Here is a 13,006-nt window from a genome sequence, read left to right as displayed (position 1 = left end):
GCTGTGCCCTCGCGGCTTAATTGACTTGCGGTGTCAGCTCTCCGGCATCGTACATCAGGTGAATAGTTTCGAGTGACTTCACCTTGATCTTGTCCGCCGCGCCGGCGGTATTGAACGCCTCGTAACGGGCGATACAGATATCGCGCATGGCGTCGGTGCTCTTGGCCAGGAATTTGCGCGGGTCAAATTCGGAGGGGTTTTCGGCCAGGAAGCGACGTACGGCACCGGTGGAAGCCAGGCGCAGATCAGTGTCGATGTTGATCTTGCGTACGCCGTGACGAATGCCTTCCTGAATCTGCTCAACCGGCACGCCGTAGGTCTCGGGGATTTCACCGCCGAATTCATTGATGACCGCCAGCCATTCCTGGGGCACGGAAGATGAGCCATGCATGACCAGGTGGGTGTTGGGAATACGCGCGTTGATCTCTTTGATGCGATCAATGGCGAGAATGTCGCCTGTGGGTGGGCGAGTGAACTTGTAGGCGCCGTGGCTGGTACCACAGGCAATTGCCAGCGCATCCACCTGGGTGGCCTTGACGAACTCGGCGGCCTCTTCCGGGTCGGTGAGCATCTGGTCGTGGGTCAGCTTACCCACCGCGCCAACGCCGTCTTCCTCACCGGCTTCACCGGTTTCCAGCGAACCCAGACAACCGAGCTCACCTTCTACTGATACGCCACAGGCGTGCGCCATTTCAACGACCTGGCGCGTTACCGCGGCGTTGTAGTCGTAGTCCATCGGTGTCTTGCCGTCAGTACCCAGGGAGCCATCCATCATCACGGATGAGAAACCCAGCTGAATAGAACGCTGACACACCGCAGGCGAAGTACCGTGGTCCTGGTGAACCACCACGGGGATATGGGGAAACTCATTCATTGCCGCATCCATCATGGCGCGCAGGAACGGTGCACCGGCGTACTTACGCGCACCAGCAGAGGCCTGCATAATCACGGGTGAGTTGGTAGCATCGGCCGCTTCCATAATAGCGCGGGTCTGTTCCAGGTTGTTCACATTAAATGCCGGTACGCCGTAATCGTTCTCGGCGGCGTGGTCCAGCAATTGACGCAAGCTAATCAAAGCCATGTGGGGATACCTCTGCGGTGATTTTGTAGTGTGTCTTTTGTATTAGTCGTTAGCCCGGGATTCGAGCATCGCAACAGCCGGCAGCACTTTGCCTTCCACGTATTCGAGGAATGCGCCACCACCGGTGGAAATATAGGAAACCTTATCGGCGATACCGTACTTGTCAATTGCCGCCAGCGTATCGCCACCGCCCGCCAGGGAGAAGGCACTGGATTCAGCAATCGCCAGTGACAGGGCTTTGGTGCCAGCGCCAAACTGATCAAACTCGAAGACCCCCACGGGACCATTCCAGAGAATGGTGCCGGCGGTTTTGAGGATCTCGGCAATATCGTCTGCAGCCTGCGGGCCGATATCGAAAATCATGTCGTCGGCGACGACTTCATCGGCCGCCTTCAGCTCGGCGGCGGCCGATTCGGAAAACTCTTTGCCTGTAACCACATCAGTGGGCACGGGGATATTGGTCTTGGCCATCAGGGCCTGGGCGTTGGGGATCAGGTCTTCCTCGCACAGTGACTTGCCCACCGGCTTGCCGGCCGCAGCAAGGAAGGTGTTGGCAATGCCGCCACCCACAATGAGCTGGTCCACTTTGTCCGACAGCGTCTCCAGTACCGTCAGCTTGGTCGAGACTTTGGAGCCACCCACAATCGCTACCATCGGTCGCGCGGGCTCAGAAAGTGCCTGTTCAAGCGCAGTGAGCTCGCCTGCTAGCAACGGTCCGGCGCAGGCGACAGGCGCATATTTGGCAACGCCGTGAGTCGATGCCTGGGCGCGGTGCGCAGTACCAAAGGCGTCCATCACAAACACTTCGCACAAACCGGCATAGGCCTTCGCCAGGTTTTCGTCGTCTTTTTTCTCGCCGGGGTTGAAGCGCACATTCTCGAGCAGTGCAACCTCACCTTCATTGAGCTCAACGCCCAGCTTCCAGTCTTCTACCAACGTCACCTTCTGGCCCAACAGGCCGGCCAGGTGTTCGGCTACCGGTGCCATGGAGTACTGGGCTTCAAACTCACCCTCGGTGGGGCGACCCAGGTGAGACATCAGAATAACCTTGGCCCCGGCGGCTACGGCCTGCTGAATCGTGGGCAGCGCTGCACGGATGCGCGCATCGGACGCCACTGCCCCATCCTTGACCGGCACGTTAAGGTCTTCACGGATAAGTACCCGCTTGCCTTTCAGGTCGAGGTCTTTCATCAGTTTCACATTCAGGGACATGGGGTTGTTCTCCTACAAACTTGTCCAGTGGGCAGCTACATCCAACATGCGATTGGCGTAGGCCCATTCGTTATCAAACCAGGTAAGCACTTTCACCAGCCGCTGACCGCTGACGCGGGTCTGACTGGCATCGACAACACTGGAGTGAGGGTCCTGATTGAAATCACAGGACGCCAACGGCTCTTCAGTATAGCCCAGCACGCCCTGGAAAACGGTCTGCGCGGCACTGCGCAGGGCATCGTTGACCGCATCGATATCGGTGTCCCTTTCCACCTGTACGGTCAGGTCCATGGCCGAGACATTCAAGGTCGGTACGCGCAGTGCCTGGGCACTGAAGCGCCCGCCCATCTCCGGCAGAATGCGCTCCACACCCCGGGCAAGCCCGGTATCAATCGGGATTATCGAGTGGGATGCGGCGCGGGTCTTGCGCAAGTCCGTATGATGGTAAGCATCCAGCACCGGTTGGTCGTTCATGGCCGAGTGGATTGTGGTAATCACGCCACTCTCAATGCCCAGGCTGTCATGCAGCGCCTGGATCACGGGCACAATGCCATTGGTGGTACAGGAAGCGGCAGACACCACGGTGTGCTGTGCCTGCAGCAGGGATTCATTGATGCCGTAGACGATCGTCGCATCAACATCCGCTTGGGCAGGCTGAGAGAACAGGACTTTCCCCGCACCCTGCTCCAGATGCTGTTCCGCCGTCAACCTATCAGTGAAGGCACCGGTACATTCCAGGACCAGGTCGACGTCCAGCGCACGCCAGGGCAGGCTGTCGATCGTATCCTGACGTAACAGCTGGATGTACTGTCCGTCGACCACCAGCGATTGGTCGTCACCCTGAATATCTCCAGGGAAACGACCGTGGGTGGAATCATAGCGGGTGAGGTGGGCGACCGTGCCGGCATCTGCCAACTCGTTAATGGCCACCACCTGCATTCGCTCGCGCAGTGGGCTCTGGTGCAGCGCTCGCAACACACAGCGACCGATGCGGCCGTACCCGTTTATCGCCAGCCGGATCATCCAGAACGGACCTCTATATTAGTCGATTAGAACCTCTTCTACCGCAGCCACGACATTGTCTACGGTGAAGCCAAATTCCTTGAACAGTTCGCCGGCAGGTGCAGACTCACCGAAGCTGGTCATACCCACGATACGGCCGTCCAGGCCCACGTACTTGTACCAGTAGTCGGCGTGCAGTGCCTCCACCGCTACACGGGCGAGCACATCGGAGGGCAGCACTGCCTCGCGGTATGCCGCATCCTGGGCCTCAAAAATTTCGGTACAGGGCATGGAAACCACGCGCACCTGCTTGCCGGCGCCTGCCAGCTGCTCGGCAGCGGCCATGGCCAGTTGTACTTCCGAGCCGGTGGCAATAAGAATCGCATCGGGCGTACCTTCACAGTCCTTGAGGATATAACCACCGCGGGCAATTTCCGCCACCTGGGCCGCGCTGCGATCCTGATGGGGCAGGCCCTGACGAGAGAAGATCAACGCGCTGGGGCCGTCACTGCGTTCCACGGCTGTCTTCCACGCAACGGCAGATTCAACGGTGTCGCAGGGACGCCAGGTGTTCATGTTCGGTGTAGTGCGCAGGGACGCGACCTGCTCCACGGGCTGGTGAGTGGGGCCATCTTCACCCAGGCCGATAGAATCGTGGGTAAATACAAAGATGGACTGCTGCTTCATCAGCGCAGCCATACGCACGGCGTTGCGCATGTATTCCATAAATACCAGGAAGGTGGCGCCGTAGTTGATAAAGCCGCCGTGCAGGGCGATGCCGTTCATCATGGCCGCCATACCGAACTCACGTACCCCGTAGTAGAGGTAGTTGCCGTCTGCATCGTCCTTGCTGATGCCTTTTGAACCGCTCCAGATCGTCAGGTTGGAACCTGCCAGGTCGGCGGAACCGCCAAGCAGTTCAGGCAGCAGCGGGCCATAGGCGTTCAGGCAGTTCTGGGAAGCCTTGCGCGATGCAACACTGGCACCCTCTTCCTGGCACTGGGCAATATAGGCGTCCGATTTGGCGGAGAAATCTGCAGGCAGGTCCCCCGCCAGGCGGCGCTGGAGCTCAGCGGCCAGCTCGGGGTGAGCAGACTGGTATGCGGCAAAGTCAGTGTCCCACTTGGCCTGGGCAGCAGCGCCCTTCTCTCGGGCATTCCAGCCGGCGTAGATTTCCTCGGGAATAACAAACGGATCGTGCGGCCAGTCGATGGCGGTGCGGGTCGCAGCCACTTCGTCGCCACCCAGGGGCGCGCCGTGGCAGGACTCGGTGCCTTGCTTACCGGGTGAGCCCTTACCGATAATGGTCTTGCAGCAGATCAGTGTAGGCTTGCCCGGCTCGTGGCGGGCAGCTTCGATAGCGGCCTTGATCTCGGAGGAGCTGTGGCCGTTCACATCGTTAATCACCTGCCAGCCGTAGCTGGCGAAGCGCGCTGGAGTGTCATCGGTAAACCAGCCTTCTACTTCACCGTCGATGGAGATGTTGTTGTCATCGTAAAAGGCGATCAACTTGCCCAGGCCAAGGGTACCGGCCAGGGAGCACACTTCGTGGGAGATACCTTCCATCAGACAGCCATCGCCGAGGAACGCGTAGGTGTAGTGATCAACGATGTCGTGACCGTCGCGGTTAAATTGTGCCGCCAGTACTTTCTCGGCAACCGCCATACCCACTGCATTGGAGATGCCCTGGCCCAGAGGGCCTGTGGTGGTTTCAACGCCCGGCGTGTAGCCGTATTCAGGGTGGCCGGGGGTCTTGCTGTGCAGCTGACGGAAATTCTGGATCTCAGACATCGGCAGGTCGTAGCCGGTCAGGTGCAGCAGTGAGTAGATCAGCATTGAACCGTGACCATTGGACAGCACAAAGCGGTCGCGATTGGCCCAGCTCGGATCTGCCGGGTTGTGGACCATATAATCGTTCCACAATACTTCGGCAATATCGGCCATACCCATGGGAGCGCCAGGGTGGCCGGAATTGGCCTTTTGGACCGCGTCCATGGACAGGGCGCGGATGGCGTTAGCGAGTTCAATACGAGAAGAAGACATCGGTATCTCCGTGTTGGCGGGTGGGGCCGGGTTAGAAAAGGGCGCTATTTTCGCGTAACAGGCGGCGAACAGCAACGACAATAATACCGCTACAAGCCCCGCCAGCACTGCCATATCAAATAATTTTGATTTCGCCTTTCGAACTATATCAAATAATTTTGATATACAATTATTTCCCTGCTACACTCCTGCGCCATGTCTTCAGTCGAAAAAGCCATTTCCATGCCGGGCGAAGCCCTGGCCAGCGATCTCGCCGCCCTGTGCAAGGCCAGCGCAGATCCGCTGCGCCTGCAGGTACTACGCGTATTGCGCGAAGATTCCTTTGGCGTTTCCGAGCTGTGCAGCATTTTCGACATTCGCCAGCCCGCGCTGAGCCATCACCTGAAAGTGCTGGCGGGCGCCGGCCTGGTGGCAACCCGCCGCGAGGGCAACGCCATCTTCTACCGCCGCGCCCAACTGGGTCAGCGCCCCGAACTGGAAGCACTGCAGGCCGCTCTGTTCGAATCGGTAGACCAGATCGAGCTGCCCGAGCAAACCCAGCTTGCCCTCAGTGAATTGCATGTACAGCGCGAAGCCAACTCGCGCAATTTTTTCCGCGACAATGCCCACAAGTTTCGCCAGCAGCAGGATCTCATTGCCAGTTACGAACAATACGCAGGCACCGTGGCCGAAGTATTGCGCAATGCGCCCCTGACCCACCGCGGCACAGCCCTGGAAGTGGGCCCCGGCGACGGCAGCTTCCTGTTGGAGCTGGCACCGCAGTTTGACCGCGTAGTGGCCCTCGACATCGAAGCCATGATGCTTGAGCAGGCCCGCCAGAAAACCCAGGCAGCGGGCGCGGACAACATCGAGTTCATTCACGGCGACACGGCGAGCGACGCCCTCGAGGGGCTCCAGGCCGACTGTGCTGTGATCAACATGGTACTTCACCATACCCCTGCTCCCGGCCAGATCCTCAAGGATGTGGCCGCCCGCCTCGCCCCGGGCGGCGCCGTGCTGGTCACTGACCTGTGCGCACACGACCAGGGCTGGGCACGCGAGAATTGCGGTGATCTGTGGCTGGGTTTCGACCCGGCGCAACTCACCGAATGGGCCAGCGACGCTGGCCTCACCGACCTGGCCAGTGCCTATCTGGCCCAACGCAATGGATTTCAAGTACAGGTGCGCCTGTTCGGCCACCCCGGATAACACGCAGTAAGAAAGGAAAAACCCAATGAGTGAGTACAGTATTTTCACTTCTGAGTCGGTCTCAGAAGGCCATCCAGATAAAATGGCAGACCAGATCTCTGACGCCATACTGGACGCCATCCTGGCCGACGACAAAGACGCCCGCGTGGCGGTTGAAACTATGGTTAAGACCGGTATGGCCGTCGTCGCCGGTGAGGTGACCACCTCTACCTATGTCGACCTCGAAGACGTGGTTCGCCAGGTCATTCTCGACATTGGCTACGACAGCTCCGATGTGGGCTTCGACGGCGCCTCCTGTGCCGTACTGAATGCGATTGGCAAGCAGTCTCACGACATTGCCATCGGTGTGAATGAAGGCGAAGGCGCCCACGAGGAACAGGGCGCCGGCGACCAGGGTCTGATGTTTGGCTACGCCACCAAGGAAACACCGGTGTTGATGCCTGCCCCCATCTACTACTCTCACCGCATGGTGGAAAAGCAGGCCCAACTGCGCAAGGACGGCGTTCTGCCCTGGCTGCGCCCGGATGCCAAGAGCCAGGTAACCCTGCGCTATGAGAACGGCCTGCCCGTGGCCATCGATGCCGTTGTTCTGTCTACCCAGCACGATCCCGATATCAGCCAGAAAGATATCCACGAGGCTGTAATGGACATGATCGTCAAGGAAACCCTCCCCGCTGAGTGGCTGCACGCAGACACGAAGTACCACATCAACCCCACTGGCCAGTTCATCATTGGCGGCCCGGTTGGCGACTGTGGCCTGACCGGCCGCAAGATCATCGTTGACACCTACGGCGGCATGGCCCGTCACGGCGGCGGCGCCTTCTCCGGCAAGGACCCCTCCAAGGTAGACCGTTCAGCTGCATACGCAGGCCGTTACGTGGCCAAGAACATCGTTGCAGCGGGCCTGGCTGACCGCTGTGAGATCCAGGTGTCCTATGCTATCGGTGTTGCTGAACCCACATCTGTCTCAGTGAACAGCTTCGGTACCGGCAAACTCAGCGATGAGAAAATCGCTGAGCTGGTGGCCGAACACTTCGACCTGCGCGCCAAGGGCCTGGTCGACATGCTGGATCTGAAACGCCCGATTTACCGTAAAACTGCAGCATATGGCCACTTCGGCCGCGAAGATGCAGACTTTACCTGGGAAGCCACTGACAAAGCTGAGGCCCTCAAGGCCGCACTGTAAACCACCGAAAAAGGGGGACAGACCCCAATTTTTAATGGGGTCTGTCCCCAATTAGAGGAAAGAGCAATGAGCACTGCAGAAAACATTGAAACCACTGCCGACTACAAAGTCGCTGATATCGCCCTGGCTGAATGGGGCCGCAAAGAACTGGACATCGCCGAAGGCGAAATGCCCGCGCTGATGGCCCTGCGCGCCAAGTACTCGGACAGCAAGCCGCTGGCCGGCGCCAAGATTCTGGGTTGTATCCACATGACCATCCAGACCGGCGTTCTGATCGAAACCCTGACTGCGCTGGGCGCCGAAGTGCGCTGGTCTTCCTGTAACATTTTCTCCACCCAGGACCACGCTGCTGCGGCGATCGCTGCCGCCGGTATCCCGGTCTTCGCCTGGAAAGGTGAAACCGAAGAAGAATACGACTGGTGCCTGGAACAGACCATCCTCAAGGACGGCCAGCCCTGGGATGCCAACATGGTTCTCGACGATGGCGGCGACCTGACGGCCATGCTGCACGAGAAGTACGGCGCCATGCTGGAAAGCATCCACGGCATCACCGAAGAGACGACTACTGGCGTTCATCGCCTGCAGGAAATGCTGGAAGCCGGCACCCTGAAAGTGCCTGCGGTGAACGTGAACGACTCTGTCACCAAGTCCAAGAACGACAACAAGTACGGCTGTCGCCACTCCCTGAACGACGCTATCAAGCGCGGCACCGACCACCTGCTGGCCGGTAAGAAAGCGCTGGTTATCGGCTACGGCGACGTGGGCAAAGGTTCTGCCCAGTCACTGGCCCAGGAAGGCATGATCGTAAAAGTATCCGAGATCGACCCGATCTGTGCCATGCAGGCCTGTATGGACGGCTTCGAAGTCGTCTCGCCTTACATCGATGGCAACAACCAGGGTAACGACGAGTGCGTTAACCGCGATCTGCTCGGCAACACCGACCTGGTCGTCACCACCACCGGTAACTACAACGTGTGTGACGAGTACATGCTCAAGGCACTGAAATCCGGCGCCGTGGTGTGCAACATCGGCCACTTCGACAACGAGATCGACACCGCCTACATGCGTCGCAACTGGGAGTGGGAAGAAGTGAAGCCCCAGGTCCACAAGGTATACCGCGACCAGGCCAGCAACGATCACCTGATCCTGCTGTCTGAAGGCCGTCTGGTAAACCTGGGTAACGCCACCGGCCACCCCTCGCGCATCATGGACGGCTCCTTCGCCAACCAGGTACTGGCGCAGATCTACCTGTACGAGCGCAAGTTCGCCGACCTCGAAGCCGAGCTGAAGCCTGCGGCACTGTCGGTAGAAGTACTGCCCAAGAAGCTGGACGAAGAAGTAGCTGCGCACATGATCGGCGGCTTCGGTGCGGTTCTGACCAAGCTGACCTCCGAGCAGGCCGAGTACATCAACGTGAGCGTGGAAGGCCCCTTCAAGCCCGAAGCTTACAAGTACTAAGCAAGCCAAGAATAGAAAGGAGACACTGTGGCCAAGCCAAGAATCAGCTTTGAGTACTTCCCGCCGAAAACTGACGCGGGCAAGGACAAGTTGCTGAACGAGACCACCCCGGCGCTGAACGAGTTGAATCCTGAATTCTTCTCGGTCACCTACGGCGCCGGCGGCACCACCCGGGACACAACCCTGGGTGTGGTTTCCACCATGCGCGAGGCGGGTGTCGATGTTGCCCCTCACATCAGCTTCGGCGGTGATGACGAGGACACCATGGCGGAACTGCTGCAAACCTATAAGGCGCGCGGCATCAAACGCCTGGTTGCACTGCGCGGTGACATGCCTTCCGGCATGGGCACCGCCATGCAGCTGGTGCACGCCAATGACCTGGTGGCCTTTATCCGGGAAAAAACCGGCGACCACTTCAATATTGAAGTGGCGGCCTATCCGGAAATTCACCCCGAGTCCAAGAGCTACGACAGCGACATTCACTTCCTCAAGAAGAAAATGGATGCCGGCGCCAACAGCGCTATCACCCAGTACTTCTACAATGTGGAAGCCTATTTCTACTATCTCGATCAGTGTATGGCGGCGGGTATCGACAAGCCGATTTACGCGGGCATCATGCCGATTACCAACTTCGAAAATCTGGCGCGCTTCTCGCGTAACTGTGGCGCCGAAATCCCGCGCTGGATTTGCCGGAAGATGGAAGGCTATGGCGACGACCTGGAATCCGTGCGCAAGTTCGGCCTCGAAGTTGTCACCCAGCTCTGCCAGACCCTGATGGATTCCGGTTGCCCCGGCATCCATTTCTACACCATGAACCAGGTAGAGCCCACCCGGGAAATCTACAACAACCTGGGCCTTTGATACCTGTTGTTCAGCCTCTGGGAACTGCGATTCGCAGTTCCTGCTTCCCCTTCTTCAAAACCTCAGACCGACTGCAAAATCTGTAGTAGGATGCCCGCATGCGCATTCCCCGAATTCACACTGCCCAGGCGTTGCAGCCCGATAGTATCGTCGAGCTTGAGGCCGGACCCAGCCAGCACCTGGCCCGCGCCCTGCGTATGCAGGAGGGCGCTGAACTGGTTTTGTTTGACGGCACCGGCGGCCAGTATCCGGCGGTGATTACTTCGGTCGGCAAGAAGCAGGTGACGGTGCAAACCGGCGCTTTCGACGATTGCAACCTGGAGTCGACACTACGGGTCAGCCTGGGTATCGCCATCTCACGTGGTGATCGCATGGACTGGGTGATTCAAAAAGCCACTGAGCTAGGCGTCAGCAGCATTACACCCCTGCAAACCGAACGCACCGAAGTGAAACTGAAAGGCGATCGCGCAGCTAAAAAAATCGGGCACTGGCAGCAGATAGCGATCAGTGCGTGTGAACAGTGCGGCCGCAATATCGTGCCCGTTGTCAGCGACATTGCCCCCGTCGCCGCCTGGCTCGAGGCTCAGCCAGCACAACTGAAAGTGGTACTGCACCATCGCGCTGATCCATTGCCCGCAAGTGACGACGCGCCGGCGTCGGTGGCACTGTTGATCGGTCCCGAGGGTGGTCTCAGCACGAGTGAAATTAAAGCCGCCGAAGCCGCTGATTTCCTGTCGCTGCGACTGGGCCGCGAGTGCTGCGCACTGAGACTGCACCCCTGGCGGCGCTTACGGCACTTCAATTCAAGTGGGGCGACATGCCCTTCTAGTTTTCGGAATACCCATGCGCGACTTGGTGATCTTCGGCGAATGCATGGTAGAGCTCTCCTACGATGAGCAGGGCCAGTTGCAACAGGGCTTTGCCGGCGACGTATACAGCGTTTCGGTGTATTTGCGCCGGGCCAACCCCGACACCCTGGTACGAATGTTGTGTGCTCTGGGTGATGACCCGTTCAGCAATGCGCTGCGCATAGCGCTCGCAGACGAGGGCGTGAATACAAGCCTGCTGCTAAGCCACCCCGAGCGACATGTAGGGCTGTACTCTATCCACAACGGTGCAGCAGGTGAACGCAGCTTTATTTATCGGCGCTCCGAATCTGCCGCCCGCCACACGCTGCAACTCGTGAATGAGCAGCAGCTAAACCTGGCGGATCCGGCTCCGGATTGCTTCTACCTGTCGGGCATTTCGCTGGCATTGGCGGAAGCCGAAACGCCCGGCGCGATCTGGCCAATGCTGGACGCCCTCAAGGCCCGCGGCACCCAGATCATTTTCGATACCAACTACCGGCCGCGGCTGTGGTCTAGCCAAGCCGCCGCACAGGCGGCGTTCGACCGCATGCTCAGCTACAGCGATCTGGTATTACCGGGAGTGGAAGACCTTGAGCTACTCAACGGCCTGACTCATGCCGCAAGCATCGGCGCCTATCTGCATGACAAAGGCGTCGCTACAATGGTGTTGAAAAATGGACCTGCAGATATTCTGTACGGCGATCCTTTAGCACCCGCAAAGCATGTAATCGCACCGGTGGCCAATGTCGTGGACACCACCGCCGCCGGAGATTCCTTCAGCGGTACTCTGCTGGGTGAGCTGGCAGCCGGCAAATCACTGGCAGAAGCGGTCGCCGCGGGGCAAACATGTCAGCCCGGGTTATCCAGCACCGCGGGGCGATTTTGCCGCGTTAAAACGCCAGGCGCATTCGCACACCAAACACCCAGAGCGAATCTTCCTCTAAATTCAGTGCCGGATTGCGGATGTATTGCACATCGGGGGTAATGGCCAGTTCTTCGAAGAGCTGTATCCGGTAAAAGGCCTCGACAGTAGTCTGTTCTGGCAGGTCAGGCCCATAGGTGCTCTCCATCGGCACCCCCCAGTTGACGCCCACACCCAACTGGTTGCCGCCGGCGACCTTCGCCCAGGCAAACCCGGTACTCACAGACTCTTCCAGTATTGCGCCGCCATCGTCGGCATAGCCGCAGCGTAGGAATACTGTCCAGTGGCGATTGAATAACCTGCTCCACGACAGATTCGCACCCCACCCCTCTTCGACACCCGCATACTCTCGCTCATCCACCTGCCACAACGTGAGATGAACATTGTTCGGGAACGCCTGCTCGCGACTGCCGTTCCAGCCAATCTCTACATGTTTGAAGTATTCCCGCTCCTCAAAGAACGTATCGAAGCCTTCAAGGGGATCGTGGGGATCTGAATTCGCATTGGCAAAGCCACCCACCACGTACAGGTTGTCGTTGAGATAACCGCCAACGGCAAGGCCCAGACCTTCGTTGGGAACGGGCATGGATGTGCTGCCGGTGGAACAGGCGTAGTTGAAAAAAGTGGTCCAGGGGCTGGCCAGGGTGTACACATCCACGTAGTCGCTGGTGTCCAGCCAGCCGCCCAACACCACCAGGTTGCCGTCGAACATTCGCTGGCGCCAGTACAGGTTGGTCAGCCTCGCCTGTTGATCGCTGAGGGTCAGGTGCAGCAGTCCCGCGTAACCTATTTCACTACCCAGGCCCTGTGGTGAAACACGGCTGCCATAAGCATGGCGATGCTCCACCTTCCAGATCAACGCCCCGGAATCTGCGCCTGCACCGGTGTAGGCTTCCCACACGCCCAGAAACCGCAACGCACCGCCAACGCCCTTATCTTCGCCAGGACGTTCGGTGGCATGCAGGTAGGCATTGATATAGTCGAGGCTCCAGCTGACGCCTGTGCGCTTTTCAAAATCCAGCTTCCGCGCTCGCCAGTCGTCAAAGGTATCGCTGCGAAACACCGTGCCGCCGGGCACCGCATCAATGCCGATACGCCGCTCGACCTGATCAGGGCTGGCCAATGAAAACCAGCGCACCCAGCGACTCACTGCTTTGGAGTCACAGTCCTCCAACGCCTACTGGGTGCAGGCCACTTCCTCAAGC

Annotated in this window: 11 protein-coding genes; 6 read left to right on the top strand and 5 right to left on the bottom strand. The window is 59.0% G+C overall.

Annotation, left to right across the window (positions count from 1 at the left end; genetic code table 11):
• Positions 1–16: 16 nt before the first annotated feature.
• From fba to tkt, 4 genes are read right to left on the bottom strand one after another with little or no spacing between them, the layout of a single operon-like run.
• Entirely contained in the window at positions 17–1,081 is a 1,065-nt protein-coding gene (gene fba / locus BST95_RS03470) for a class II fructose-bisphosphate aldolase (RefSeq protein ID WP_084198175.1), read from the bottom strand.
• Positions 1,082–1,123: 42 nt separating this feature from the next.
• Positions 1,124–2,293, bottom strand: a complete 1,170-nt coding sequence (locus tag BST95_RS03465) for a phosphoglycerate kinase (protein ID WP_373295110.1) — start codon at positions 2,291–2,293, stop codon at positions 1,124–1,126.
• A 12-nt stretch (positions 2,294–2,305) separates the two neighbouring features.
• Positions 2,306–3,316 (bottom strand): type I glyceraldehyde-3-phosphate dehydrogenase, encoded by a 1,011-nt coding sequence (gap, locus tag BST95_RS03460; protein WP_084198174.1) that lies wholly within the window; start codon positions 3,314–3,316, stop codon positions 2,306–2,308.
• Between the two features lie 18 nt (positions 3,317–3,334).
• Positions 3,335–5,338 carry a transketolase gene (gene tkt, locus BST95_RS03455; protein WP_084198173.1) on the bottom strand — a complete coding sequence of 668 codons (2,004 nt, stop codon included), beginning with the start codon at positions 5,336–5,338 and terminating at the stop codon, positions 3,335–3,337.
• 195 nt (positions 5,339–5,533) lie between these two features.
• On the opposite strand from tkt, the gene BST95_RS03450 reads away from it, so the two are divergent.
• The 6 genes from BST95_RS03450 to BST95_RS03425 all read left to right on the top strand — a co-directional run bounded on the left by BST95_RS03450 (position 5,534) and on the right by BST95_RS03425 (position 11,864).
• Entirely contained in the window at positions 5,534–6,526 is a 993-nt protein-coding gene (locus tag BST95_RS03450; protein ID WP_084198172.1) for an ArsR/SmtB family transcription factor, read from the top strand.
• Positions 6,527–6,551: 25 nt separating this feature from the next.
• Entirely contained in the window at positions 6,552–7,712 is a 1,161-nt protein-coding gene (gene metK, locus BST95_RS03445; RefSeq protein WP_084198171.1) for a methionine adenosyltransferase, read from the top strand.
• Between the two features lie 66 nt (positions 7,713–7,778).
• On the top strand, positions 7,779–9,170 hold the full coding sequence (ahcY, locus tag BST95_RS03440) for an adenosylhomocysteinase (protein WP_084198170.1): 1,392 nt from the start codon (positions 7,779–7,781) through the stop codon (positions 9,168–9,170).
• Positions 9,171–9,197: 27 nt separating this feature from the next.
• Positions 9,198–10,031, top strand: a complete 834-nt coding sequence (gene metF, locus BST95_RS03435) for a methylenetetrahydrofolate reductase [NAD(P)H] (protein ID WP_084198169.1) — start codon at positions 9,198–9,200, stop codon at positions 10,029–10,031.
• A 98-nt stretch (positions 10,032–10,129) separates the two neighbouring features.
• The gene (locus BST95_RS03430) at positions 10,130–10,927 is read left to right on the top strand and encodes a 16S rRNA (uracil(1498)-N(3))-methyltransferase (protein ID WP_338073401.1); all 798 of its coding nucleotides are present in this window, start codon (positions 10,130–10,132) and stop codon (positions 10,925–10,927) included.
• Positions 10,875–11,864: a sugar kinase gene (locus tag BST95_RS03425; RefSeq protein ID WP_084198168.1), complete on the top strand. Its 990-nt coding sequence runs from the start codon at positions 10,875–10,877 to the stop codon at positions 11,862–11,864. The genes BST95_RS03430 and BST95_RS03425 overlap by 53 nt, the downstream gene beginning before the upstream one ends.
• Here BST95_RS03425 and BST95_RS03420 read toward each other — a convergent pair.
• Positions 11,770–12,951: a carbohydrate porin gene (locus BST95_RS03420; RefSeq protein WP_169843841.1), complete on the bottom strand. Its 1,182-nt coding sequence runs from the start codon at positions 12,949–12,951 to the stop codon at positions 11,770–11,772. The genes BST95_RS03425 and BST95_RS03420 overlap by 95 nt on opposite strands.
• Positions 12,952–13,006: the final 55 nt, after the last annotated feature.

Origin of the sequence: Halioglobus japonicus, assembly GCF_001983995.1 — a bacterium.
Classification (GTDB): Bacteria; Pseudomonadota; Gammaproteobacteria; order Pseudomonadales; family Halieaceae; genus Halioglobus; species Halioglobus japonicus.
Note: the sequence above shows the minus strand (reverse complement) of the source record. Positions and strands in the feature narration are given on the sequence as shown.